Annotated in this window: 24 protein-coding genes and 1 pseudogene; 13 read left to right on the forward strand and 12 right to left on the reverse strand. The window is 69.8% G+C overall.

What is annotated here, in order from left to right; genetic code table 11:
* Positions 1-5: 5 nt before the first annotated feature.
* The 8 genes from A5688_RS24735 to A5688_RS24770 all read right to left on the reverse strand — a co-directional run bounded on the left by A5688_RS24735 (position 6) and on the right by A5688_RS24770 (position 8,126).
* Positions 6-254, reverse strand: coding sequence for a hypothetical protein (locus tag A5688_RS24735; protein ID WP_067837167.1), 249 nt, complete (start codon positions 252-254; stop codon positions 6-8).
* Positions 255-408: 154 nt separating this feature from the next.
* Positions 409-1,563, reverse strand: coding sequence for a glycosyltransferase family 4 protein (locus A5688_RS24740; RefSeq protein WP_067837164.1), 1,155 nt, complete (start codon positions 1,561-1,563; stop codon positions 409-411).
* A 51-nt stretch (positions 1,564-1,614) separates the two neighbouring features.
* The gene (locus tag A5688_RS24745; protein ID WP_242660224.1) at positions 1,615-2,172 is read right to left on the reverse strand and encodes a DUF3592 domain-containing protein; all 558 of its coding nucleotides are present in this window, start codon (positions 2,170-2,172) and stop codon (positions 1,615-1,617) included.
* Positions 2,173-2,183: 11 nt separating this feature from the next.
* Positions 2,184-3,824, reverse strand: coding sequence for a 2-succinyl-5-enolpyruvyl-6-hydroxy-3-cyclohexene-1-carboxylic-acid synthase (menD, locus tag A5688_RS24750; protein WP_067837159.1), 1,641 nt, complete (start codon positions 3,822-3,824; stop codon positions 2,184-2,186).
* Positions 3,825-3,916: 92 nt separating this feature from the next.
* Positions 3,917-4,705: an alpha/beta fold hydrolase gene (locus A5688_RS24755; RefSeq protein ID WP_067837156.1), complete on the reverse strand. Its 789-nt coding sequence runs from the start codon at positions 4,703-4,705 to the stop codon at positions 3,917-3,919.
* Complete coding sequence (locus A5688_RS24760) at positions 4,702-5,670, reverse strand: o-succinylbenzoate synthase (protein ID WP_120312594.1); 969 nt, start codon at positions 5,668-5,670, stop codon at positions 4,702-4,704. The genes A5688_RS24755 and A5688_RS24760 overlap by 4 nt, the downstream gene beginning before the upstream one ends.
* A complete protein-coding gene (locus A5688_RS24765) occupies positions 5,670-7,274 on the reverse strand; it encodes an amidohydrolase (protein ID WP_067909240.1) in 1,605 nt (534 codons plus the stop codon). The genes A5688_RS24760 and A5688_RS24765 overlap by 1 nt, the downstream gene beginning before the upstream one ends.
* A 27-nt stretch (positions 7,275-7,301) precedes the next feature.
* On the reverse strand, positions 7,302-8,126 hold the full coding sequence (locus tag A5688_RS24770; RefSeq protein WP_067837148.1) for a maleylpyruvate isomerase N-terminal domain-containing protein: 825 nt from the start codon (positions 8,124-8,126) through the stop codon (positions 7,302-7,304).
* 62 nt (positions 8,127-8,188) lie between these two features.
* Here A5688_RS24770 and A5688_RS24775 point away from each other — a divergent pair, with 62 nt between their 5' ends.
* A complete protein-coding gene (locus A5688_RS24775; RefSeq protein WP_067909237.1) occupies positions 8,189-8,812 on the forward strand; it encodes a PadR family transcriptional regulator in 624 nt (207 codons plus the stop codon).
* Positions 8,813-8,879: 67 nt separating this feature from the next.
* On the forward strand, positions 8,880-10,481 hold the full coding sequence (fadD8, locus tag A5688_RS24780) for a fatty-acid--CoA ligase FadD8 (RefSeq protein WP_067909234.1): 1,602 nt from the start codon (positions 8,880-8,882) through the stop codon (positions 10,479-10,481).
* A gap of 48 nt (positions 10,482-10,529) precedes the next feature.
* Here the strand turns inward: fadD8 and A5688_RS24785 are convergent, their stop codons facing one another.
* Positions 10,530-11,069, reverse strand: a complete 540-nt coding sequence (locus tag A5688_RS24785) for a TetR/AcrR family transcriptional regulator (protein ID WP_067909231.1) — start codon at positions 11,067-11,069, stop codon at positions 10,530-10,532.
* A gap of 87 nt (positions 11,070-11,156) precedes the next feature.
* On the opposite strand from A5688_RS24785, the gene A5688_RS24790 reads away from it, so the two are divergent.
* The 10 genes and pseudogenes from A5688_RS24790 (at position 11,157) to A5688_RS24835 (ending at position 19,452) form a co-directional block, all read left to right on the forward strand.
* Positions 11,157-12,080 (forward strand): aldo/keto reductase, encoded by a 924-nt coding sequence (locus A5688_RS24790; protein WP_067837105.1) that lies wholly within the window; start codon positions 11,157-11,159, stop codon positions 12,078-12,080.
* Between the two features lie 11 nt (positions 12,081-12,091).
* The gene (locus A5688_RS24795; protein ID WP_067837103.1) at positions 12,092-12,547 is read left to right on the forward strand and encodes a nitroreductase family deazaflavin-dependent oxidoreductase; all 456 of its coding nucleotides are present in this window, start codon (positions 12,092-12,094) and stop codon (positions 12,545-12,547) included.
* Positions 12,548-12,560: 13 nt separating this feature from the next.
* The gene (locus A5688_RS24800; RefSeq protein WP_067837100.1) at positions 12,561-13,463 is read left to right on the forward strand and encodes a 1,4-dihydroxy-2-naphthoyl-CoA synthase; all 903 of its coding nucleotides are present in this window, start codon (positions 12,561-12,563) and stop codon (positions 13,461-13,463) included.
* Between the two features lie 86 nt (positions 13,464-13,549).
* Positions 13,550-14,446, forward strand: coding sequence for an SDR family oxidoreductase (locus A5688_RS24805; RefSeq protein WP_067837097.1), 897 nt, complete (start codon positions 13,550-13,552; stop codon positions 14,444-14,446).
* A 53-nt stretch (positions 14,447-14,499) separates the two neighbouring features.
* The gene (locus A5688_RS24810; RefSeq protein WP_067909227.1) at positions 14,500-14,889 is read left to right on the forward strand and encodes a VOC family protein; all 390 of its coding nucleotides are present in this window, start codon (positions 14,500-14,502) and stop codon (positions 14,887-14,889) included.
* Between the two features lie 115 nt (positions 14,890-15,004).
* Positions 15,005-16,232: pseudogene (locus A5688_RS24815) on the forward strand (inorganic phosphate transporter).
* 13 nt (positions 16,233-16,245) lie between these two features.
* Positions 16,246-16,545 (forward strand): hypothetical protein, encoded by a 300-nt coding sequence (locus A5688_RS24820; protein WP_067837089.1) that lies wholly within the window; start codon positions 16,246-16,248, stop codon positions 16,543-16,545.
* Between the two features lie 56 nt (positions 16,546-16,601).
* Positions 16,602-16,895 carry a DUF3349 domain-containing protein gene (locus A5688_RS24825; protein WP_067909224.1) on the forward strand — a complete coding sequence of 98 codons (294 nt, stop codon included), beginning with the start codon at positions 16,602-16,604 and terminating at the stop codon, positions 16,893-16,895.
* Positions 16,896-16,963: 68 nt separating this feature from the next.
* Entirely contained in the window at positions 16,964-18,055 is a 1,092-nt protein-coding gene (gene menE / locus A5688_RS24830) for an o-succinylbenzoate--CoA ligase (RefSeq protein WP_067909298.1), read from the forward strand.
* Between the two features lie 11 nt (positions 18,056-18,066).
* Complete coding sequence (locus tag A5688_RS24835; protein ID WP_067837082.1) at positions 18,067-19,452, forward strand: hypothetical protein; 1,386 nt, start codon at positions 18,067-18,069, stop codon at positions 19,450-19,452.
* Between the two features lie 12 nt (positions 19,453-19,464).
* Here the strand turns inward: A5688_RS24835 and A5688_RS24840 are convergent, their stop codons facing one another.
* From A5688_RS24840 to A5688_RS24850, 3 genes are read right to left on the reverse strand one after another with little or no spacing between them, the layout of a single operon-like run.
* Positions 19,465-20,127 carry a TIGR04282 family arsenosugar biosynthesis glycosyltransferase gene (locus A5688_RS24840; protein WP_067909220.1) on the reverse strand — a complete coding sequence of 221 codons (663 nt, stop codon included), beginning with the start codon at positions 20,125-20,127 and terminating at the stop codon, positions 19,465-19,467.
* Positions 20,124-20,786, reverse strand: a complete 663-nt coding sequence (locus tag A5688_RS24845) for a glycosyltransferase family 2 protein (protein ID WP_082951295.1) — start codon at positions 20,784-20,786, stop codon at positions 20,124-20,126. The genes A5688_RS24840 and A5688_RS24845 overlap by 4 nt, the downstream gene beginning before the upstream one ends.
* A gap of 2 nt (positions 20,787-20,788) precedes the next feature.
* Entirely contained in the window at positions 20,789-22,561 is a 1,773-nt protein-coding gene (locus A5688_RS24850; protein WP_067837076.1) for a hypothetical protein, read from the reverse strand.
* 308 nt (positions 22,562-22,869) lie between these two features.
* Here A5688_RS24850 and A5688_RS24855 point away from each other — a divergent pair, with 308 nt between their 5' ends.
* Positions 22,870-24,582 carry a hypothetical protein gene (locus tag A5688_RS24855; RefSeq protein WP_068268298.1) on the forward strand — a complete coding sequence of 571 codons (1,713 nt, stop codon included), beginning with the start codon at positions 22,870-22,872 and terminating at the stop codon, positions 24,580-24,582.
* Position 24,583: the final 1 nt, after the last annotated feature.

The following is a 24,583-nucleotide window of genomic DNA, read 5'->3' on the forward strand; positions in this document are numbered from 1 at the left end:
CTCGGCTATCGCAGCGGGCGAATGACGAAAGCATCGATGTTCTCGTCATAATCGACCGATTCATCCACGAACAGTTCGCCCACCGCGTGCCCGTCCTCGGCGACGGCAATGAAGGTCGCCTCCTCCGGGTTGTAGGTCACCGATCCTTGCACGAACATCGCTGCCACCTCATGCCCGTCGGCTCCGAAGACGACGAGCTTCAATCCACCGGCGTCCCTGACGTACTGCGCCGCTTGCGCTCGCGTCGTGACCATCGTTGCGGCTCCTTTCTGTCGCTGCCCGGCCGGCAAGCGGCGTCAGCGGTCGACGAAAGACCTTCCACATCTGATCATCACGCCGCGCAGACCGGTTGTCCCGGATACGGCAATACCTGATTCTTATCGACCGGCGCGGGGACGGGCCGCGGGCTCACTCGCCCTGTGCGTACCGCCTGGCGAACATCCGCCTGCGGGCAAACGGCGAGAGCACCGCCTCGTAGTGGCCCAGCAGCTCGTCGCAGATGACCGGCCAGCTGCGGCCGACCACACTGCGCCGCGCCGCCAGGGCGTAACGGGGCCGTTCGGCGATCAGGTGTGCGACCGCGTCGGGCAGCCGGGACTCGAATTCGTTGACGGCCAACAGCAGACCGGTACGCCACGGGGTGACGAGGTCACGTGGGCCGCCGGCGTCGGGGGCGATCACCGGCAACCCCGACGCCAGCGCTTCTTGCACGACCTGACAAAACGTCTCGTGCTCACCGGGATGCACGAACACGTCCATGCTGGCGTACGCCGCGGCGAGGTCGTCGCCGTACAGCGCACCCGTGAAAACCGCTGTCGGCATCGCCGATTGCAGCTTGTTGCGGTCGACACCGTCGCCCACGATGACGAGCTGAACCGCGTCGTTCGCGGTCAGCCCGATGAGTCGCTCGACGTGCTTCTCGGGCGCGAGCCGGCCCACGAATCCGACGATCGGCTTGCCTTGCGGCGACCACTGCCGCCGGAGCGCCTCGTTGCGTGCGGACGGTGCGAACCGCAGCACGTCGACACCGCGCGCCCACCGATGCACCCGTGGAAAGCGATGAGCGACAAGCGATTCCATCGTCACACTGGATGGCGCCAGGGTGCGGTCGGCAAGACCGTGCAGATGACGAAACCAGGCCCAGGCGGCCCGCGTGGTCATCGGGATGCCGTAGCTCGCCGCGAAGCCCGGGACGTCGGTTTGATAGACCGCCACCGTCGGCACCCCCAGCCACCGCGCGGCCCGCACGCCGCCGTACCCCAGCAGCGCCGGGGACGCGAGGTGGACCACGTGCGGATCGAAGCCGCGCAACACCTGCACCAGCCGCGGCGTGGGCACACCGAGCGGCAGGGTGGTCACCTTCGGGAACATCCGCGACGGCACCCGGTGAACGCGGATGCCGTCGTGGATGCGGTCCGCCCGGGGCTGGCCCGGGGGCGTGTCGGGGGCGATGACGAGGGCTTCGTGCCCCGTCCGGCGCAGATGCTCGAGCACCCGGATCACCGAGTTGCTGACACCGTTGACTTCGGGGAGGAAGGATTCCGCGACGATGGCAACGCGCACACCACTACGGTGTCAGCGTCGGCTGTCGACAAGGTTGCCTGCGGGTATATGTCACGCGAAATTTGCAGGTCCGACACTTTTGGCGACCGGGATGTCCGGTTCGTTCCGGGGTGTGTCACGACGGTCGAGCCACCTGTCCAGCAGCGCCAGCACGATCAAAAACGCCGCCGCGCCCAGCCAGCCCACCACCGCGATCGATCCGGCCGGGATGATCGCCAGCCCGGCATTGCGGTGCTGCACGCGGACCAGGTTCGGATCGTTCTTGTTGTACTCGACGTAGATCCGCATCCCGGTGGCCAAATGGGACGGATAGAGCACGCCGAGCTCGGGGCGATAGGTGACTCGCTCGGGGGTGACGAACTCGATGGTGGAGCGGCGCGGTCCCGCACTGAGCACCTCGGCCTGCGCGACGCCCATGTTGTGGGTGATCGCGATGTCGTCGCGCCAGGCGCCGGCCACCAGCAACATCGACTGCAACGTGACCAGGCCGGCCACGATCAGGACCGCAATCCGCGCCCAGCGCAACGCAATCCTGGCACGCGTTTTCGGTCGTTCGTCACTGCGCCCATGAATCAGTATGCGCAGCAGCACTTTTGGAGACATCGCCATCTACGTGCGCCTCACAGCGCGGCCCTGATCGCGGCGTGCAATTGCCGCAGTGACGAGCGGTCGGCCTTGACCTCCAGCACCCGCATCCCGGCTGCGGATTCGTCTAGGGCCGCGGGCAATTCGCCGATCTCGATCTGCCGGCTCTCGACGTGATACGCGCGACACAGCGCGCCCACGTCGACGTCGTGGGGGGTGCCGAAGATACGCGAGGACACGTCGGAGAAGCGCGGGTCGCCCTGCTCGAGCAGTTCGAAGATGCCGCCGCCGTTGTCGTTGGAGACCACGATCGTCAGCCGGCGCGGGGTCGGCTCGGTGGGGCCGATCAGCAACCCGGAGCTGTCGTGCACGAACGTCAGGTCGCCGATCAGCGCGACCGTGCGCGCCGGGCCGTCCGGACCGCCCTGTCGTTCGTGTGCCAGGGCCGCCCCGATCGCCGTGGACACCGTCCCGTCGATCCCGGCGACCCCGCGGTTGGACCGGACCCGGATGCCGTGGGCGTCCAGGCCGACCAGCGCCGCGTCGCGGACCGGGTTGGACGCCCCGAGCACCAGCTGATCGCCGGGCACCAACGCGTCGGCCACGGCCGCCGCGACGTGCAGGCCCGTGGTCAGGGGGTGTGCGGCGAGCTGCCCGCGGACCGCCTCGACCGCGTGCTGGTTCATCGCCGCGCAGCGCTGCAGCCACGCCGGGTTGGGCGTCCCGGTGGTGACCGCCCGGGTGCCGGTGGCCTGCGAATTGCCCGAGACGTCGGGCCAGCGCGGCCCGGTGGTCAGCGCGAACACCGGCACCTTCGGGTCGGCCAGCAACGCCGACACCGGCCGGTGCAGGGTCGGGCGGCCGAGCATGATCACCTGCTTGGGCCGCAGCAGGCTCAGCGCCAGCGGGTGCAGCGGATTGGCCGCGGGCGGCGCCGTGGGTTCGGCCACGGTCGGCAGCTGCGCCAGGTTGGGCTGCACACCCGCGCCGTGCCCGGCGATGACGACCGTGTCGGGTGACAGGTCGATCTCCAGCGGCTGGTCGAAGGTGACCGGCGGCGTGTAGGTCCACGGCCGGCCGCCCGGTCGGCCCTGCGGGGCCACGGCTTGAGGCTCGGGATCGGGCACCAGCGGTTCGCGCAGCGGGATGTCGAACTGAACCGGCCCGGCGTTGGCGGTACGCGATCCGGTGGCGGCGGCCAGCACCCGGCAGGTGGCCGATCGCCAGGTGGCGTTGAGGGAATCCAGAGGCCCTTCTTCGGCCAGGCCCAGGCTGATGGTGGCCCGCACCTGGGTCCCGAAGTAGCCCAGCTGCTCCATGGTCTGGTTGGCCCCGGTGCCCAGCAGCTCGTAGGGCCGGTTGGCCGACAGCACGATCAGCGGCACCCGGGCGTAGTTTGCCTCCACCACGGCCGGGCCGAGATTGGCGACGGCGGTGCCGGACGTCATCGCGACGCACACCGGCGCGCCGGCGGCGATGGCCAGCCCGATGGCCAGATACCCCGCGGTGCGCTCGTCGATGCGGACGTGCAGGCGCACCCGGCCGGACCGGTCGGCGTCCTGCAACGCGAAGGCCAGCGGGGCGTTGCGCGACCCGGGGCAAAGCACCACGTCGCGGACGCCGCCGCGAATCAGCTCGTCAACGACGACGCGAGCCTGTGTCGTCGAGGGGTTCACTCCTACAGGGTGTCACAGCCCGCCGGCGATGCCTGCCGCGCGGCGGCGGGATGAGGAAGCGGGCCATCCGGCCACAGCTGGTGAGGCGCTACTCAGCCCGTGGCGTCGCCGAAGAACTTGAGCATGGCGGCGTTGACGGCGTCGGGCCGCTCGAAGAAGCCGAGATGGCCGGCGTCGGGGATCTGCATGTAACGGCCGTTGGGCAGCGCGTCGGCGACCTCACGCCCCAGATAGGGCGGGGTCAACACGTCGTCGGAGAAGCCGATCACCAGCACCCGCGTCGTGATGGCACGGTAAGCCGGCAACCGGTTGGTATACGGGGCGATGTCCAGCTGGCAGCGCGTTCCCGGGGTCGACTTGACCGGCCACATGGAAAACATCGCGATCCAGTCCGCGGCCGCGACGTCATCGTTGAGGGTCTTGTGCGAAAAGTTTTCCAGCAGACGGATCTTCGCCTCGTACGAGCTCGGCATCTGGACTCCGGCGTCGGCCAGCTCGGCCTCGGCGTCGCGGAAGAATTCGCGGGTTTTGTCCATGCGGCCGCGGGTGCCCATCAGCACCGCGGAGCTGACCAGGTCGGGCCGGGCGAGCATGAGTTCCTGGGCGATGAACGCGCCCATCGACATCCCGACGATGCGGGCCGGGGCGGCGTTCAGCCCTTCGATCAGCGCCGCGGTGTCGGCCACCATGGTCTGCGTCGTGAAGCCCTGCGCGTTCTCGGTGGCGCCGATTCCGCGGTTATCGAAGGTGATGACGCGGTAGCCGGCCGCCAGGAACACGGGCAGCTGATAGGGGTGCCAGGTCCGACCGGCACCGCCGTGGCCGCTGATGAACACCACCGGTTCGCCGGTGCCGCGGTCGTCGTAAGCCAGGTTGATCACTCGGTCGACGGTACAAGGAGCGGGTGGCAGGCCTTGACCCGGTCGATCCACCACTGCCGCCGCTCCGGCAAGGCCCGCAGCGCGTGCAGGCGCCCGGGATCGGGCGCGACCGGCCCCACCGGCAGGCAGCCGTCGACGGACGCGGCGACGTCGGCCACGTCTTCGACGAACAGCCCGCCGGTGCCCAGCCCGCAGGCGTGGCGAAGCTGCGGCAGCGCCGCGGCTGCGGTGAGCCCGGCGGCGATGCCCACCGCCGAATCCAGCGCGCTGGAGACCACGACCGGGATGTCGATCTGTGCGGCGATCTCGAGCATGGCCGAAATCCCGCCCAGCGGAGCCACTTTCAGCACGGCGATGTCGGCGGCCTGGGCGCGGACCACGGCCAGCGGGTCGTCGGCCTTGCGGATGCTTTCGTCGGCGGCGATCGGCACGTCGATCCGACGGCGCAGCTCGGCGAGTTCGGCGACCGTCGCGCAGGGCTGCTCGAGGTATTCCAGCGGGCCGTCGGCGGTCAGCGCGGCGGCCGCTGCCCCCGCCTCCTCGACGCCCCAGCCGCCGTTGGCGTCCACCCGCACGATGGGGACCAGTTCGCGCACGGCGTTGACCCGCGCAACGTCGTCGTCCAGCGTCTGGCCGGGCTCGGCGACCTTCACCTTGGCCGTGCCCGCGCCCGGGAAGCGGGCCAGCACCTCGCCCACCTGCGCGGCGGGCACGGCCGGCACGGTGGCGTTGATGGGGACGCGGTCGCGGCGGATCGGCGGCGGCTGCTTATAGGCGGCCTCGATGCCCGACGCCAGCCAATGCGCGGCCTCGGGCGGCCCGTATTCGACGAACGCCCCGAACTCGCCCCATCCCGCCGGGCCGTCGATCAGCGCGACCTCGCGGGTGGTGATGCCGCGAAACCGCACCCGCATGGGCAGCGACACCACGTGCAGGCGGTCGAGCAGGTCCTCGAGCGTCGGCATCACCGTTGGTAAACCCGGCGGCCCGCCAGATACGTCGCCCACACCTCGAGGTCGGCGATCTGCTCGGGCGGCACGGTCCGCGGATCGGCCGAGAGCACCACCAGGTCGGCGTACTTGCCCACTTCCAGCGAGCCGATCACATCGTCGGAGAACAACTGCCAGGCGGCATCGATGGTTTGCGCTCGGATCGCCTGGTCCACCGTCAACCGCTCCTCGGGTCCGAGCACCCGGCCACTCGGCGCGGTCCGGGTCACGGCGACGCTGATGTTGCGCAGCGGCTCCTCGGGTGTGACGGGCGGGTCGTTGTGCAGCGAGATGCGCATCCCGGTGGCCACCGCGGATCCCGCCGGCATCCAACGTGATCCGCGCTCCTGGCCGAACAGGCCGTCGACGATGACGTCGCCCCAGTAGTGGATCTGGTCGACGAAGATGCTGCAGGTGACGCCGAGGTCGTGGGCGCGCTGCAGCTGCTCGGGCCGGATCGCGCCGACATGCTCGAGCCGCAACCGGTGATCGTCGCGCGGATCGCGGCGTAGCGCCTCCTCGTACACGTCGAGGATGGTGTCCACGCCGGCGTCGCCCTGCACGTGACAGGCCATCGGCCAGCCCAGTGGGAAGTAGGCGCCGACGATCTCGCGCAGCTGCTCGGCGGTGTAGTTGGCGCATCCGCACGAGCCCGGCGTGACGCCGATGGTCCGGGTGGCGTCGGTGTCCAGGTAGGGAAACGAGAGGTCGATGTTGCCGATCCACGGCGAACCGTCGACCCAGATCTTGATGCCGACCTGGCGCAGCATGTCGTCGCCCTGCCCGGGCGTGGCGGCGGTGGACATCTGCGGGTTGGAGATCTCGTAGGTGCGCAGCCGCACCGTGAGCCGCTCGCGCAGCTCCTCGACCACCGGCCGGAAGTTCGGGTCGAACGCCATCTCCGAGCAGGTGGTCAGCCCGGCGCGGTTGAGCCGGGCGCACTCGGCCATCAGCATGTGCGGGTAATCGGCGAAGTCGATGGCGCCGCCCAGCAGCGGGAACACCGCGCCGGTCTCCTCGGCGGTGCCGTCGAGTTCGCCGTTGGCGTCGCGGCCGTACTTGGCGCCCTTGGGGTCCGGGGTGTCGCGGTTCAGCCCGTGCAGCTGGGCGGCGCGCGAATTGAAGTAGGCCTTGTGCCCGGAGTTGTGGATGATCACCAGCGGGCTGTCCGGCGCGAGGTCGTCGAGCCAGCTCAGCGTGGGTTCCGGAAGTCCGTTCTGCAGCAGCGGATCCCAGCCGTTGAGGTAGGCGCCGTCGGAGCCGCGTCTGGCGACCTCGGAGCGGACCGCCGCGACGACCTCGTCGGCACCGCGCATGGTGACCGGGCGGACGTCGACGAGCCGGTCCGACAGCGCGACGGCCTCCATCAGCGGATGCCCGTGTGCCTCAACGAAGCCCGGCATGACGCAGCCATCGCCGACATCGACGGTATGGGTGTCGGGGCCGGCGAATCCGGCGACCTCGGCCCGAGTGCCGACGGCGACGATCCTGCCGTCCGCGACGGCAAGCGCCTCGGCCGTGGGCCGTGCCTCATCGACGGTCAGGATGGTTCCGGTGATGACGACGTCTGCATCGGCCATGTGCAGGGATGCTAGTGCTCCGGCGTGTCAGAGGCGTTCGAAACAGGACTGCAGCTTGAGTGCCTTCCACGGCCGGCGGCCGCCGACGATCATCAGTCCCCTGCGCGCAGCGGTCAACGGACCGATGCGCTGGTAAAGCATGTCGCACAATGTCGAAGCGGGCATCCTGAGTACGGCGTCGGGGCGATCAGCGGGCCGGCGCTCGCGCATTTCCGCGACACCGTCGTGAATACGGATCACATACGGGCGCGCATCGGGGAGCTTGAAGGCGACGCAGACATCGATGCCGGCGGGCAACCCCGCGCGCACGTATCCCGGCCCCTCGCCGAGCTGCATGAGACCGCGTGCGATGAGCAGCATGTCGCGTTCCTCAACCTCCCACGGCGTCCTGGTCGCCCTCGCGACGTCCCGCCCGTGAAGGATCAACTCACCGAGCCAGTTTGTCTGCAGCGTGATGCCGTCCGCGAAGGCGCCGCAATGGGCCTCGTACACAAGGTCGTTCGAGCAGGTATCGAATAACGCGTCCACGACGGGTGCGAGATCGCTGATTTGGTCCGCGATTTCGCGGACCGGCGCCAACAACGCATTGAGCTCGGCGCGGTTGATTTCGTCCAACTCACGCGGGTAGGCGGCACGGCGGAAGTCCCGTCCCTCAGCAAACGCTTGGTAGCGGTGCGCCACCGACAGCACGTGAGCGACGACCTGCTGAACAGTCCAGTCCAAGCCGGGAACGGGGGCATGCGGGTCGGCGGTGCGGACCAACCGGTCGAAGCGATCTCGCGCCCGCCCGATGCGATCCCGTAGCTCGTCTCGGGTGGTCTCGACCAGCGCGATGTATTCGGTGTCATTCATGCTGACCCTCCATACTCCAGTATGGAGCTTAAAAGTACTCCAGACTTGAGTATTGTCAAGAGATGGCCTCCAAACCGACCACCACCTCTTTCGCGCTTCTCGGCCTCCTGGGCCTCAGATCGTGGACGGCGTACGAGATCGTCGCGCAGATCAAACGCGGCGTGCACTTCTTCTGGCCGCGATCAGAGGCCCACCTGTATGCGGAGCTCAAGCGGCTTGTCGAACGCGGTCACGCCAGCGCCGAGATAGTCGAGGGCCCTCGCCGTCAACGCACCCTGTACACCATCACTCCCGAAGGCCGTGCGGCACTTGAGGAATGGTTCGGCAGCCCGCCGGCCGCGCCGGTGATCGAAGCCGAGGGGTTTCTACGGTTGTTCCTCGGGGATCAGGGGACTGCCGAAGACCTGCGCGAGTCGCTGGAAGCCACGGCGCGCGAGGCTCGCGAGTTGCATGCCAAGGGCAAGGCGCTCATCGGGGAACTGCTGCACACCGGTGGCCCTTTCCCGAATCGGCTTCACCTCGTGGAACCCCTAGCGACGTTCATCGCCGGGTTCTATCGGGACCTCATCGAATGGTGCGAACAGACGATCACTGAGATCGAGGAATGGCCCGATGTTCGCGACGTCGGCCTCACGCCAAGGGGGCGTGAGCGGTGGGAGCGCATATTGGCCCAGCCCGACCCGTAGACGTCTGCCGCGGTCGCCGACGAAGGGCGCGGCTGACCCGAATTGCAACACGTTCTAGTCTGGCCACATGAGTGACGAGCTGCTGCGCCATCCCATTCATTCCGGACACCTGACCGTCGGTGCGCTCAAGCGCAATAAGAACAAGCCGGTGCTGTATCTCGGCGACACCACGCTGACCGGCGGTCAGCTCGCCGAGCGCATCAGCCAGTACATTCAGGCGTTCGAGGCGCTCGGTGCGGGCACCGGCGCCACCGTCGGGCTGCTGTCGCTGAACCGGCCCGAGGTGCTGATGATCATCGGCGCCGGGCAGACCCAGGGTTACCGGCGCGTGGCACTACACCCCCTCGGCTCGCTGGACGACCACGCGTACGTGCTGGGCGACGCCGGCGTGACGTCGCTGATCATCGACCCGAACCCGATGTTCGTCGAGCGGGCGCTGGGCCTGCTGGAGAAGGTGCCCGGCCTCAAGCAGGTCCTGACCATCGGCCCGGTCCCCGAAGCGCTGGGCGATTCCGCGGTGGACCTGGTGGCCGAAGCCGCGAAGTATTCGCCAAAGCCGTTGGTGGCGGCCGACCTTCCGCCCGATCACATCGGCGGGATGGCCTACACCGGCGGCACCACCGGCAAGCCCAAGGGCGTGCTGGGCACCGCGCAGTCGATCACCACGATGACCACGATCCAGCTCGCCGAGTGGGAGTGGCCGGAAAACCCCCGCTTCCTGATGTGCACCCCGCTGTCGCACGCCGGGGCGGCGTTCTTCGTGCCGACCATCATCAAGGGCGGCGAGCTGGTGGTGCTGACCAAGTTCGATCCGGCCGAGGTGCTGCGAGTGATCGAGGAACAGAAGATCACCGCCACCATGCTGGTGCCGTCGATGATCTACGCGCTGATGGACCATCCCGATTCGCACACCCGCGACCTGTCCTCGCTGGAGACGGTTTACTACGGCGCCTCGGCGATGAACCCGGTGCGGCTGGCCGAGGCCATCCGCCGCTTCGGGCCGATCTTCGCCCAGTACTACGGGCAGTCCGAAGCCCCGATGGTGATTTCGTACCTGGCCAAGAAGGACCACGACGAGAAGCGGCTCACCTCCTGCGGGCGGCCCACCCTGTTCGCCCGCACCGCGCTGCTGGACGCCGAAGGCAACCCGGTTCCGCAGGGTGAGGTCGGCGAGATCTGTGTGTCGGGGCCGCTGTTGAGCGGCGGGTACTGGAACCTGCCGGAGGAGACGGCCAAGACTTTCAAAGACGGGTGGCTGCACACCGGCGACATGGCCCGCGAGGACTCCGACGGCTTCTGGTTCATCGTCGACCGGGTCAAGGACATGATCGTCACCGGCGGGTTCAACGTGTTCCCGCGCGAGGTCGAGGACGTCGTCGCCGAGCACCCGGCCGTCGCGCAGGTGTGCGTGATCGGCACGCCCGACGACAAGTGGGGCGAAGCCGTCACCGCGGTGATCGTGCTGCGACCCGACCACCCCTCCGACGAGGAGTCGGTGGCGCGCGTGACCGTCGAGATCCAGTCCGCGGTCAAGGAGCGCAAGGGTTCGGTGCAATCGCCCAAGCAGGTGATCGTCGTCGAGTCGGTGCCGGTGACCGCGCTGGGCAAGCCCGACAAGAAGGCCGTGCGCGCGCAGTTCTGGGAGGGCGCCGGGCGCGCCGTCGGCTGAGTTTCGCTTCGTGCGCCACGCTGGCGTGACGCTCGGCGTTTGGGCTAGCTAGCGGGCCGCCCCGGCAACCAGCAGGTCGAGCATGCGGCCGGTCTGCTCCGGCGAGCCGCTGGCCAGGAAGATGCCGATCAGGCTGGACACCACGTCGTCGGCCTGCACGTCGGCGCGCAGGCTCGCATCGTTGGCGCCGGCCCGCAACAACAATTCGACGGCGCCGACGATGCTGTCGCGGGTCTGGCTGGGCTCCATGGCGCCGGAAGCGAACATCGCCTGCAAGGACTCGGCCATGCCGCGCTTGGCGGCCACGAATCCGGCGTAGCGGTCCATCCAGCGGCGCAGCGCGGTCTTGGGCGGGTGCCGCTCGAGCAGCTGCCCGGCCGCCGCCGCCACCTCGGCGAGCTCGGCGCGGTAGATCGCCTCCACAAGCGCCTCCCGGTTGGGGAAATGGCGGTAGAGCGTGCCGATTCCAACACCCGCGTCGCGGGCGATCGACTCCAGCGACGCCGATGCGCCGTGCGCGGTGAACGCGGCGGTGGCCGCCGCGAGCAGCCGTTCGCGGTTGCGGCGGGCGTCCGACCTTTCGACCAAAGCGGAGGCTCCTCCGTTTCTGCTACGCTGTGAATGCGGAGGACCCTCCGCTTCTCCAGTGTGGCACCAGATCCTTCAGGGAGCACCATGACAGACCAACCCCGGCCCGGCGGCGTCGGCACTCTCGGCGCGACGCCCGTGGCCCGCATGGGCTTCGGCGCCATGCAACTGTTCGAGGCGCCGACCGTCGACGACGCGACCGCGGTGCTGCGCCGCGCAATCGAACTCGGCGTCAACCACATCGACACCGCGTCGTTCTACGGCCCCGGCGAGGTGAACCGCCGGATCCGCGCGGCGCTCTACCCTTACCCCGACGACCTGGTCATCGTCAGCAAGGTCGGTGCGCGTTACACCGGCGAACAGCCGATACCGCTGGCCGCCGCGCAGAAGCCCGCCGAGTTGCGTGCGGCGGTCGAGGACGATCTGCGCCAGCTGGGTCTGGACTGCGTTCCGGTGGTCAACCTTCGGCGCATGGACCTCGGGCCCGGCGTGGCCGCCGAGGGAGACCAGATCGTCGGGCTCGATGACCAGCTGGCCGAGATGATCGCCCTGCGCGACGAGGGCAAGATCGGCGGGATCGGCATCAGCGCGGTGCCGCTCGAGGTGGTGCGGCGCGCGCTGCCCGCCGGAATCGTCTGCGTGCAGAACGCCTACAGCCTGCTGGACCGCTCCCAGGAAGCCGCGCTGCGGCTGTGCGAGGCCCAGGGCATCGCGTGGGTGCCGTACTTCCCGCTGGGCTCGGCGTTCCCGGGGTTCCCGAAGGTCGCCGACAACCCGGCGGTGGCCGACGTCGCCGGCGAACTCGGCGTCACCGGCGCCCAGGTCGGGCTGGCCTGGATCCTGGCTCACGCCCCGAACACGTTGCTGATTCCGGGCACCCGATCCGTGGCGCACCTCGAAGAGAACGTCGGCGCCGCCGACGTCACGCTGAGCGCCGACGCGCTGGAAAGGCTGGACGCCGTCGGTACAACCGAGCCCCAGCCCCATGGCGTCGACCGCTTTCAGAGGTAACGTCGCTGCCTATGGGAAGCGGCACACCGATCAAGCCGCCGTGGTGGCTGAAGCCGGCGAACAAAGTCTTCATCCAGATGTCGCGGCTCGGCCTGAGCTTCGGCGGGGAAAGCCCGGTGGTGTTGACCGTGCCCGGCCGCAAGTCCGGGACACCCCGGTCGACGCCGGTGACGCCGATGACGGTGGACGGGAAACGGTATGTGGTGGGCGGATTTCCGGGTGCGGATTGGATCCGCAACGTCCGCGCCGCCGGCTACGCGACGCTGGCCCGCGGCCGGCACTCCGAGCGGGTGCAGATGGTGGAGTTGCCCGCCGACGCGGCGCGGCCGTTCCTGCGGGCGTTTCCCACCGAGGTGCCCACCGGCGTCGGCTTCATGAAACGCTCGGGATTGGTCAAGGACGGACGCCCCGAGGAATTCGAGGCGCTGGCCGGCGTGTGCCCGGTATTCCGGCTGGACCCGGTATAGGAGTTCAAACACATTGAGTGACAACCCCTTTGATGCGCAAGCCTGGCGTCCGGTCGACGGGTTCGGCGACCTGACGGACATCACCTATCACCGCCACGTCGACGACGCCACGGTGCGGGTGGCGTTCGACCGGCCCGAGGTGCGCAACGCGTTTCGGCCGCACACCGTCGACGAGCTGTACCGGGTGCTCGATCACGCCCGGATGTCCCCGGACGTCGGCGTGGTGCTGCTGACCGGCAACGGTCCGTCGCCCAAGGACGGCGGCTGGGCGTTCTGCTCCGGCGGCGATCAACGCATCCGCGGGCGGTCCGGTTACCAGTACGCGAGCGGCGAGACGGCCGACACCGTCGACACCGCCCGCGCCGGCCGGTTGCACATCCTCGAGGTGCAGCGGCTGATCCGGTTCATGCCCAAGGTGGTCATCTGCCTGGTCAACGGGTGGGCGGCCGGCGGCGGGCACAGCCTGCACGTGGTCTGCGACCTCACCCTGGCCAGCCGCGAGCACGCCCGCTTCAAGCAGACCGACGCCGACGTCGGCAGTTTCGACGGCGGCTACGGCAGCGCCTACCTCGCGCGTCAGGTCGGCCAGAAGTTCGCCCGCGAGATCTTCTTCCTGGGCCGGCCCTACACGGCCGAGCAGATGCACCGCATGGGCGCGGTCAACGCCGTCGTCGAGCACGCCGAACTGGAATCGGAGGCTATCGGATGGGCGCGCGAGATCAACGCCAAATCCCCACAGGCGCAACGCATGCTGAAGTTCGCGTTCAATCTGCTCGACGACGGTCTGGTGGGCCAGCAGCTGTTCGCGGGTGAGGCCACCCGGCTGGCCTACATGACCGACGAGGCCGTCGAGGGTCGCGACGCCTTCCTGGAGAAGCGGGACCCGGACTGGAGCCGGTTCCCCCGTTACTTCTAGCGGGTCACGCTGGCGTGACGCTCGGCCGGCCAACGTCACGCTGGCGTGACGCTCGTGGCATGCAAGGCCACCCCTAGACTCCCCACGTGAGCAAGAGTCCTTTTCGCCGGATCGCCGACCAGCTGGTGCTGGCGACCATGCGACCCCCCATGGCGCCGCAGGTACTGGTCAACCGCCCGCTGATCAAGCCGATCGAATTGGCCGGCAAGCGCATCCTGCTCACCGGGGCGTCGTCGGGCATCGGTGAGGCCGCGGCCGAACAGTTCGCCCGGGCGGGCGCCACGGTGGTCGTCGTCGCCCGCCGCCAAGACCTGCTGGACGCGCTCGCCGAGCGGATCACCACGGCGGGCGGCGAAGCGCTGTCGATCCCGTGCGACGTCTCGGACATGGACGCCGTCGACGAGCTGGTCGCCGACGTCGAAAAACGTCTCGGCGGAATCGACATCCTGATCAACAACGCCGGCCGGTCCATCCGCCGGCCGCTGGCCGAGTCGCTGGAACGCTGGCACGACGTCGAGCGGACCATGGTGCTCAACTACTACGCGCCGCTGCGGCTGATCCGCGGGCTGGCGCCGGGGATGATCGAGCGCGGCGACGGCCACATCATCAACGTCTCGACGTGGGGGGTGCTGTCGGAGGCCTCGCCGCTGTTCGCGGTGTACAACGCCTCGAAGGCCGCGCTGTCGACGGTGAGCCGGGTCGTGGAGACCGAGTGGGGCGACAAGGGGGTGCACTCCACCACGCTCTACTACCCGCTGGTGGCCACCCCGATGATCGCGCCGACGAAGGCCTACGAGGGGATGCCGGCGCTGACGTCGGAGGAGGCCGGCGAGTGGATGATCACCGCGGCCCGCACCCGCCCGGTGCGCATCGCACCGCGGATGGCGATCGCCGCCAAGGCGCTGGACACCTTCGGGCCCCGCTGGGTCAACGCCGTCATGCAGCGCCAGAGCATCCAGCCCAACCGCGCCAGCGACAGCTGACCCGGCCCACTCGCCGGGGCTTTTCACGCGGGCATTGTGATAGACACGACGCTATGGAGATCCTGGCCAGTCGGATGCTGCTCCGGCCGGCGGACTATCAGCGGTCGCTGACCTTCTACCGCGACGAAATCGGCCTGGCGATAGCCCGTGAATACGGCGGCGGCACAGTCTTTTTCGCGGGGCAGTCGCTGCTTGAGCTCGCCGGTTACGGTTCCCCGGACCACTCCCACGGCCCCTTCCCGGGCGCGCTGTGGCTGCAGGTCCGCGACATCGAGGCGACCCAGGCCGAACTTCGCAGCCGCGGGGTGGCGATCGCGCGCGAGGCCCGCCAGGAACCATGGGGCCTGTACGAGATGCATGTGATCGACCCGGACGGAATCACGCTGATCTTCCTCGAAATCCCCTCCGACCACCCGTTACGGCGTGACACCCGAGGTGAATGACAGGGAAATTGCGGTTAACTGAGAGGTAACATCTGGCGACGAGTCAAGGTACACCCGCGATTCGGCTCCCCCAGCATTCGACAATGGAATCCTCCTACCACCAGAATCAGGCGCTGTGAACATCCAATTGTTCCTCTTGATCATTGTCGTAATCACGGCATTGGCTTTCGATTTCACGAACGGCTTCCACGACACCGGCAACGCGATGGCGACCTCGATCGCCAGTGGCGCGCTCAAGCCCAAAGTGGCTGTCGCGTTGTCCGCGGTGCTGAACCTCGTGGGTGCGTTCATGTCCACCGCCGTCGCCGCGACGATCGCCAAGGGCTTGATCGACGGGCACATCGTGACGCTGGAGTTGGTCTTCGCCGGCCTCGTCGGCGGCATCGTGTGGAACCTGCTCACCTGGCTCCTCGGTATCCCCTCGAGTTCGTCGCACGCCCTGATCGGTGGCATCGTCGGCGCCACCATCGCCGCCGTCGGCGCGCACGGGGTGATCTGGAAGGGCGTGGTGTCCAAGGCGATCATCCCGGCCGTCGTGTCGGCGATCCTGGCCATCGCGGTCGGCGCGGTGGCCACCTGGCTGGTCTACCGGATCACCCGCGGCATCCCGACCAAGCGCACCGAGTCCGGCTTCCGGTACGGCCAGTGGGGCTCGGCGTCGCTGGTCTCGCTGGCGCACGGCACCAACGACGCGCAGAAGACGATGGGCATCATCTTCTTGGCGCTGATGTCCTACGGCTCGGTCAGCAAGACCGCCGCCATGCCGCCGCTGTGGGTCATCGTCGGCTGCGCGGTGTCGATGGCGCTCGGCACCTATCTGGGCGGCTGGCGGATCATCCGCACCCTGGGCAAGGGCCTGGTGGAGATCCAGTCGCCGCAGGGCATGGCAGCCGAATCCGCTTCGGCCGCAGTGATTTTGCTCTCCGCCCACTTCGGCTACGCGCTGTCCACCACCCAGGTCTGCACCGGCTCGGTGCTGGGCAGCGGGCTGGGCAAGCCCGGCGGCGAGGTCCGCTGGGGCGTCGCCGGTCGCATGGGTGTCGCGTGGCTGGTCACGCTGCCGCTGTCCGGGCTCGTCGGTGCGCTCACCTACTGGATCGTGCACCTGATCGGCGGGTACCCGGGCGCCATCGTCGGCTTCGCGCTGCTGATCGCGGTTTCGGCCACCATCTACATCCGGTCGCGCAGGGTCAAGGTCGACCACAACAACGTCAACGCCGAATGGAAGGGCGACCTGACCAGTGGGCTCGAAGAGGCCGACGATCACGGCCACCCGCCCTCGGACACCGGCTCCACCCTCGGCGGCAGCCCCCGCCGGTACGACTCCGATGACCCCACGATGAAGGCGAACGCTTGATGAGTCACTTCGGCGACTGGTTCAACTACGAGGCCTCCCTCAAAATCCTGGTCTTCGCCATGCTGGCCGGGGCCGCCTTGCCGGGGCTGTTCGCCCTGGGCCTGCGGTTCCACGCGGTGGGCGCCGGACAGGTCAGCACCGACGGCAGCTCACCGCAGAAGAACCCGGCGATGCTGGCGATCGCCTGGGCGATCTACGCCGTGGTGCTGCTGGTGATCGCCTTCGCTCTGCTGTACATCTCCCGGGACTTCATCGCCCACCACACCGGCACTGCTTTCCTCGGAGCCAAACCCAAGTAGCATCGGTTGATGCCCACCGATTTGCTACGCCACACACCGGGGGGTGTTGTCACAGCGTGAACGGATTCCTCAATTCGATTGTCTCGTGGCTGCGCGCGGGATATCCGGAAGGCGTCCCGCCGACGGACACCTTCCCGGTGCTCGCGTTGCTGGCCCGCCGGCTGTCCGGCGACGAGGTCAAGGACGTGGCCTGCGAACTGATCCGGCGCAGCGAGTTCGACGATGTCGACATCGGCGTGCTGATCACCCAGATCACCGACGAACTGCCGTCGCCGTCCGATGTCGAACGGGTGCGGGTGCGGCTGGCGGCGCAGGGTTGGCCGTTCGACGAGGCCGAGGATCCGGCATAGCCGTACTGCGCGCGCTGCACGTCCCGCCCGGCTCGGCGGCCTCGTCGCTGTTGCCCGCCCTGGAACGCGTGCTGGAGGGGCGCGACCCCGCACTGGTCGCCCTGCCCGCACGCGACGAGCGCGAATCGGATGCGCTGCGGGTGGGCCTGCGCGTCGGCGAGGACATCGACGACGACGTGGCCCTGGTCGCGGCGACGTCGGGCACCACCGGGGTTCCCAAGGGGGCGTTGCTGACCGCCGTCGCCCTGAAGGCCAGCGCGGCGGCCACCCACGACCGCCTCGGCGGGCCGGGCGGCTGGCTGCTCGCCCTGCCACCCCACCACATCGCCGGCGTGCAGGTCCTGGTACGCAGCGTGCTCGCCGGCTCGACACCGGTCGAGATGGATGTCACCAAAGGCTTCGACGTCGCCGAATTACCCAGCGCGATAAGGGCATTGGGTTCGGGCCGGCGCTACACGTCGCTGGTGGCCGCGCAACTGGCCAAGGCGCTCGGCGACCCGGCGGCCGCGGCCGCCCTCGCCGAACTCGACGCCGTGCTGCTCGGCGGCGGACCGGCGCCGCGACCGATCCTCGACGCCGCGGCCGCGGCGGGCATCACCGTGGTCCGCACCTACGGGATGAGCGAAACGGCCGGAGGCTGTGTGTACGACGGTGTCCCGCTGGACGGGGTGCGGGTGCGGACGGTCGACGGGCGCATCGTCATCGGGGGCGCGACCCTGGCCAAGGGCTACCGCAACCCGGTCGACCCGGATCCCTTCGCCGAGCCGGGCTGGTTTGCGACCGACGATCTTGGCGCCGTCAGCGAGGCGGGCGTCCTGACCGTGCTGGGCCGCGCCGACGACGCGATCAGCACCGGCGGGCTGACCGTGCTGCCGCAGCCGGTCGAGGCGGCGCTGTGCACCCATCCCGCCGTCGACGATTGCGCCGTGTTCGGAGTGGCCGACGACCGACTGGGCCAGCGGGTGGTCGCCGCGATCGTGGTGGCCGACGGATCCGCCGCGCCGACCCTGGAGGCGCTGCGCGCGCACGTGGCGGGCACCTTGGACGCCACCGCCGCGCCGCGCGAGCTGCACATCGTCGACGCGCTGCCGCGCCGCGGCATCGGCAAGGTCGACCGGGCGGCGCTGATGCGCCGGTTCGCCGGCGCGAGCGATCAATAGGCTGTTCGTCCGTGAGGATCGCGAGACGGGAGGCGCTGGGCGAGGCGGTCGCGGTCACAGTCGGGCTGCTGCTGGTGGTGGCGGCGTTCGTGCTGCCGCGGATGAACATCGGGGTGCGACCACGCCTCGATGTCGGCCCCGAGAAGTTCGCCACCCACGCCGGCGCCGCGCCGATCTTCGGCGATTGGCTGATCCACGCCGGGTGGGGAACCGGGCCGGCCATCGCCATCGCGGTCGCCGTCGTCGCGTGGGGACCGATTCTGGCGCAACGCCTTTCGTGGCGGGCGCTGACGCTGGGCAGTTGGGCCACCGCGTGTGGGTGGGCGTTCGCGCTGGCGATGATCGACGGCTGGCAGCGCGGCTTCGCCGGCCGGCTGACCACCCGCGACGAGTACCTGTCGCAGGTGCCGAGCATCACCGACATCCCCGCCACGCTGCGCACCTTCGCGAGCCGGATCGTGGACTACCAGCCGCACTCGTGGACCACCCACGTGTCGGGGCATCCACCCGGTGCGCTGCTGACATTCGTCTGGCTGGACCGGCTCGGCCTGCACGGCGGCGCCTGGGCCGGGCTGCTGTGCCTGCTGGTCGGCTCGAGCGCGGCTGCTGCGGTGGTGATCGCCGTGCGCGCGCTGGCCGACGAGCCGACCGCCCGGCGCGCCGCCCCGTTCGTCGCCCTGGCGCCGGCGGCGATCTGGGTGGCGGTCTCCGCCGACGGCTACTTCGCCGGGGTGGCGGCGTGGGGCATCGCGCTGCTGGCCGTGGCGGTGCACCGTGACGTTCGCTTCCCCGCGCTGACGGCCGCGGGCGCGGGTCTGCTGCTGGGCTGGGGCGTGTTCTGCAACTACGGCCTGATGCTGATGGGGTTGCCGGCGGCGGCGGTGCTGGCCGCCGCCCAGCACCCGGACAAAGGCTGGGCGGATTGGCGGGCCATCTTGCGGGCCCTGGGTCCGGCGGCGCTGGCCGCGATCGCGGTGGCGGTGGCCTTCGCCGTCGCGGGATTCTTCTGGTTCGACGGCTATAACCTTGTCCAGCAACGCTATTGGCAGGGCATCGCCAAATTCCGGCCGTTTCAGTATTGGAGCTGGGCCAACCTGGCGTGCGTGGTGTGCGCTATCGGGTTGGGTGGTGTCGCCGGCATCAGCAGGGTGTTCGACTGGCCCGCCATCCGCCGCCGCTCCGGTTTCCACCTGCTGCTGCTGGGCATGCTGGCCGCCATCGTGTGCGCGGACCTGAGCATGCTCAGCAAGGCCGAGGTGGAACGCATCTGGCTGCCGTTCACCATCTGGCTCACCGCGGCGGCCGCGCTGCTGCCGGTGCGCTCACACCGGATCTGGTTGGCACTCAACGCCGCCGGCGCGCTCGCGCTCAACACGATCATCCTGACGAACTGGTAGGCGACCGCCCGGCTAGAGGCCGGCGGCGCGGGTGACGCGCGCGAACCGACTGGCGGGCGCGCAGGCGCCGCGCACCACCGCGACATCGTCGACCACGTCCACGTCGGCCAGCTCCTGGACGGTCGACACGTCAATTCCCCTGTCGCGCAATGCCTTCAATGTCAGCTCTCCGGTGTCGGGCACGGACATCGGAACGGTGCGCAGGCACTGGGCCAGCGCTGCGTCCCCGACGCCGAGCGCCCACCAGCCGCCGTCACGGGCCAACCCGAGTACCGCCGGCGACTCGAGCAGCCGGCGCGCGCACCCGGTCAACAGATCGGCGCTCACCTGGGGGGTGTCCATCCCGATCTGCAGCACCGGAAGCCCGCCGGCCGCGTCGGTGTGCGCGTTGGCCAACCGTGCCGCGAAATCGTCGCCGCGCTGGGCGATCACGGTGAAGGACGCCAGCCGCTGCCGGATTTCGTCGGCGTTCGCGGCGGCGTCCAGGTCTCCGGTGAGGGCCACCACCCGCGCCGCCACCGGCGCGGCGGCCACGGCATCGAGCGTGTCGAGCAGTGCGGCGGCGGCGATTTCGGCGGCGACGCGGTCGCCGACGGTGGCGGCGAGCCGCGTCTTGGCCCGGCCGGGCTCGGGGGCCTTGGCGACCACCAGGAGCGTCACCGGCAGGACACTCACGAAATCACCTTCCAGAAGTCCAGAATCGCGGTGATGCTGCCCCGCAGCGAGCCGCTGACCTTCGACCTGCCGCCCGTCCGCGGGCCGTAGCTGACGTCGAGTTCGACGACGCGCCAGCCGGCCGCGGCGGCGCGCACCAGCAATTCCAGCGGATAGCCCGATCGCCGGTCGGCGACGCCGAGCTGCAGCAGGGCTTCGCGCCGCGCCACCCGCATCGGCGCGATGTCGTGCACCGGCAGGCCGTGCCGGGTGCGCAGTCGCCAGCTCATGACGACGGTGCCCACCCGGGCCACCCACGGCCAGTGCAGCCCCGGTACCGGCCGGCGCCGCCCGGTCACCAAGTCGGCGCCCTTTTCGAGCTCGGCGACCAGCCGCGGCAGATCGCCGCCATCCATCGACCCGTCGGCGTCGATGACCGCCACGATCGGTGTCGTCGCGGCGATCACACCCGCGTGGACGGCCGACCCGTACCCGGCCCGAGGTTCGGCGACGACCCGGGCGCCGTGCCGGCTCGCGACCCCGGCGGTGTCATCGGTGCTGTTGTTGTCGACCACCAACGCCCGGTAGTCGGCGGGGATGGCGGCCAGCACCGCTGGCAGCGACTCCTCTTCGTTGAGGCAGGGCAGGATCACCGTGACCAGACTGTCGGTGTCGGGCACGCTCAGAAACCACGGTGGGGGCGGGGCTCCTGCGGGAACAGCGGCTGCGAATGCGTCGGCGGCACCGTCTGTTGGGTGTGCGTCGGCTGCGGCGCCTGGGTGGTCGCCTTGGTGCTCGGTGGCGAGTACGTGCTCGTCGGTGGTTGGTACGTGGTGCTCGGCGGCGAATACGTGGTTGTCGGAGGCGAATACGTCGTCGTCGGCGCCTCGTGGGTGGTGCTCGGCGGCGAATACGTGGTCGTCGGAGGCGAATACGTCGTCGTCGACGGCGGTTGGAGGCTGCTGGTCGGCGGCGTGTAGGGCGTGATGGTCGGCGATGTGGAGGGCGGGGTGTACGGCGGGTGGAACGGCGGGTAGTTCGGCCCCCATCCCGGGATCGGGATGGGAATCGGAATCGGAATCGGCACAATGGGATTGGGGCGAGGCGCCCAACCGGGCTCGGGGTTCGGCACGACGCTCGGCGGGTTGACCGGGGCCTGGGGAACCGGAGCGGCCGGCACGCCGCCGCCGGACGGCGCGACCTGCTGCGGAATCGGGTTGTTCGGAGCCGGGACGGTGCCGCCCTGGAACCCGGCATTGGGCTGATCGACCGGGGGCGGCGGCAGCGGCGCCAGTTGCTGGCTCGGCAGGATCGGCATGAACTTGCCCGGCGTGCCGTTTTGGACTCCCACCACCGGCTTTTGGCTGGCGGTCGGCTCGACGGCGACCGCGATCGCGGTGGCCAGCGACGCCAACCCGACGACCGCGAAGGCGATGACGGCGTTGCCGATCACCAGCGATCGCCGCGACAGCTTCGTCGGCGCCTCCTCGTCGACGTCGCCGTACTCGTAGTCGTCCAATTCGGGGTCGTACTCGGCGAATTCGCCCGGGTACTGCTCGCCCTCGTCGGCCATCGAATAGGCCAGCTGGTGGTCTTCGGCATTCGGGTCCGCGAACTCCGATGCCGGCACGAAGGCCGTCTCATCCCCGGTGGTCCCCGCCGCGGGCGCCATCGCCGTGGCCTCCCCGAACGCCGGTACCATCGCCGTGGCGTCCCCGGCCGCCGGCGCCATGGCGGTCTCATCGCCGGTCAGCCCGACCGCCGGCGCCATGGCCGTCGCGTCCCCGGCCAGCAGCGCCGCCGCCGGCGCGGCGGCGATCGCGGCGCCGCGGGCGAGCGCGAACGTGGGGTCCTCGGCGACCCGCACCCGCATGGTCGACGAGTCGCGAAGCTCGTCGGCGACCCGATCCAGATCGGGGGAAGCACCGAGCAGATACACATCCTGCGGGGCGTCGGGGTGGGCGCGCAGATTCGCCATCATCGTGTGGAACGCGGCCGTCGCTTCGCCGCCCGCGGCGCCCGCCAGCGGCTGGGAGGCCAACACGGTCGGCGGCGCGTCCGGATCGCCGTCGGCAGACCCCACCATCGACAGCGTCGCGGTCGCGTCGTCCATCACCAGCGCCGCCCCGGGCCGACCGGCCGCACGCATCAGAGCGGCCACCGCCTGCGATTCCGAGAGCACCGCGACGTTGTGGACGCCGGAATCCTCCAGCGCCCGCCGCAGCTGGTCGGCGGCGGGATGGTCGGTCCAGCACAGCCGGGTGCCGACCAGGCGGTGGTTCTCGCCGGCCAGCAGCCGATTCGTACCAACCACGGTCTCGGTCAGCGTCCCGATCGGATTGTCGGCGAGATCGACGACGGATTGGTCGATCACGTCGGCCCCCTGCGCACCCGGCCCGACGAGCGCCAAGCGGGCGACGGGTCCGGTGACCGCGACCCCCAAAACGACGTCCATCCCGCTTCTCCTTCACCCCGGCTACCCCGCAACCGGCAATGTCCCGGCATCATTACACTTGCGATACCGTTGGCAGTATCAGTCATTCAGGCGAATGCTTTGTCTACTAGCGCAGCGTAACCAGCTTTTCGAACGACAGGACGCCTCACCGCGGAATCATCTCCGCCCCGGCAGCCGATCAGCCACTGCCACGGCATCCGAACGGAGAATATGTTCGCAAGCGAGCAGTGCATTCCGCTCGGCAGGGTAATCCCTCGCCGAACACCCGAAACTGCGCCAAAAAAATCGGTCCTTGAATCCCGGGGGGCATGGTGAGCCAGAGCAGCGACGACACGCCTACCGGCCCCATCAGCGGCGGGGTTCAGCAAGCACCGCCGCCCCGCATCATCCGCCCGCATGCCACGGGCGGCGCCGGACCGGAGGCCGCGGCGACGAAGCGGCACCGGCAGGTCTTCGGCGACCTGGCCGCGCTGGCACTGCTCGTTCTCGCGGTGTTCTTGCCGTGGAATCTCTATTTCGGCGTCGGGATCCCGAACAGCAGCCCGACCCTGTTCGCCGTGCTGATCGCGGTGACGGTGCTGGCCGTCGCCGCCGTCGCCGTCGCCGGTTCCTGGCGGTCGGCCGGCGCGCGGTTCAACCCCGCGCGGGCCGCCCGGCTGCGCCTTGCGCTCAACGTGCCCTACCTCCTGCTGGTGCTGGCCTTCGTCGCGTTCGACGCCTACGAAACCGTCCGCCTGGGCGGCACGGTCAACGTGCCGGGCGGTGTCGGCCCGGGGGCCTGGGCCGGGATCGCCGGCTCGCTGCTGAGCGCCCAGGCGGTGCCGGCCGGCGCCCTCGCCGGACCGATTCCGGCGGGCGACGAATCCACCGGTTGGCACCGATCGGCGCGGGTCATCGGCTCGCTGTCCATGCTCGCCGCGGTGCTCAGCTTTGGTGTCAACCTGTACTGGCGGATGCGGTACGCGCTGCAAAACACCGGCGGCGCCGAAGCATTCGGCAAGCAGAACATCGCGGTGATCGCGACCGCGGTGGTGTACGGCGTGGTGGCGCTGGTCGCGGTCCTGGTGGCCTCCCGGTGGCTGCTGCGCAGTGCCCGGGCAAGCCGGTTGACCATCGTCGCGCTCGGTGCGTCGACGCTGGTCGCCGGGATCCTGGTGTGGTTCCTGCCCGTCGGTCGTGACCTCGACGCGTTCCACGGCATCGCGCAGAACACGTCCACCGCCGGGGTCGGGTTCGAGGGCTACCTGGCGTGGGCGGCCGGCGCGGCGCTGTTCGCGCCGCGCGCGCTGTTCGGCCACCGCAACGCCTCGCCGACCGAGGAGTCGGCGTGGCGCGCAACCACCCGAAATGGGTTGCTGCTCATCGCCGTTTGGTGCGTGGGGTCGACGCTGATGAGGATCACCGACCTCGTCGTCGGCGTGATTCTGAACTACCCGTTCTCCCGGTACTCCAGCATCGTGCTCGCCGCGTTCGATCTGGGCACCGCGGTCCTGGCGATCTGGCTGCGCCGCAGGCTTCCCACCCTCTCGGCGAGAATGGTCACCTCGCTGTGCGGACTGGTCGCCACGCTCAGCGTCGCCCGCGTCATCGTCGGCGTCGAACTGGCGCCGCGGTTCGCGGACTCGCCCAATTCGCCTGCGCTGCACCCGGTCTACGGCAACAACCTGGCTCAGCAGATCACCAGCACCTTCGACGTGACGCTGTGCGGCCTGGCGCTGGGCATCCTGGCGGCGGCAATCGTCGCCGGACAGCTGAGCGGTCGACGGCTGGAGCGCCGCGCCGGCGGGCGGCGCGCCGCGGCGGCGAATGCGGCGGCCCCCACCACCCGGGTCCGGGTCGGCCAGGGCGCCGGGCCGTCGGCCGCCGCGACCACCCGCATCCCCGCCGGCGCGGACAACGACCCGCCGACCGCCGAGATACCGCCGCTGGCCAACGCGCCCCGGATCTTCCGCGGTGACGACTCCGGGACGCGGCAGATGCCCGCGCAGAAGCCCCAGATCTTCCGCCCACCGCAGGGCTGAG

The sequence above is a fragment of the Mycobacterium mantenii genome (genome assembly GCF_001667865.1).
In the GTDB taxonomy this organism is placed as follows: domain Bacteria; phylum Actinomycetota; class Actinomycetes; order Mycobacteriales; family Mycobacteriaceae; genus Mycobacterium; species Mycobacterium mantenii_A.

Coding starts and splice junctions, on each gene's coding strand:
- A5688_RS24735 (WP_067837167.1), bottom strand. CDS start 254: ATGGTCACGACGCGAGCGCAAGCGGCGCAGTACGTCAGGGACGCCGGT.
- A5688_RS24745 (WP_242660224.1), bottom strand. CDS start 2,172: ATGGCGATGTCTCCAAAAGTGCTGCTGCGCATACTGATTCATGGGCGC.
- A5688_RS24760 (WP_120312594.1), bottom strand. CDS start 5,670: ATGCCGACGCTCGAGGACCTGCTCGACCGCCTGCACGTGGTGTCGCTG.
- A5688_RS24765 (WP_067909240.1), bottom strand. CDS start 7,274: ATGGCCGATGCAGACGTCGTCATCACCGGAACCATCCTGACCGTCGAT.
- A5688_RS24770 (WP_067837148.1), bottom strand. CDS start 8,126: ATGAATGACACCGAATACATCGCGCTGGTCGAGACCACCCGAGACGAG.
- A5688_RS24775 (WP_067909237.1), top strand. CDS start 8,189: ATGGCCTCCAAACCGACCACCACCTCTTTCGCGCTTCTCGGCCTCCTG.
- fadD8 (WP_067909234.1), top strand. CDS start 8,880: ATGAGTGACGAGCTGCTGCGCCATCCCATTCATTCCGGACACCTGACC.
- A5688_RS24790 (WP_067837105.1), top strand. CDS start 11,157: ATGACAGACCAACCCCGGCCCGGCGGCGTCGGCACTCTCGGCGCGACG.
- A5688_RS24795 (WP_067837103.1), top strand. CDS start 12,092: ATGGGAAGCGGCACACCGATCAAGCCGCCGTGGTGGCTGAAGCCGGCG.
- A5688_RS24810 (WP_067909227.1), top strand. CDS start 14,500: ATGGAGATCCTGGCCAGTCGGATGCTGCTCCGGCCGGCGGACTATCAG.
- A5688_RS24820 (WP_067837089.1), top strand. CDS start 16,246: ATGAGTCACTTCGGCGACTGGTTCAACTACGAGGCCTCCCTCAAAATC.
- A5688_RS24850 (WP_067837076.1), bottom strand. CDS start 22,561: ATGGACGTCGTTTTGGGGGTCGCGGTCACCGGACCCGTCGCCCGCTTG.
- A5688_RS24855 (WP_068268298.1), top strand. CDS start 22,870: ATGGTGAGCCAGAGCAGCGACGACACGCCTACCGGCCCCATCAGCGGC.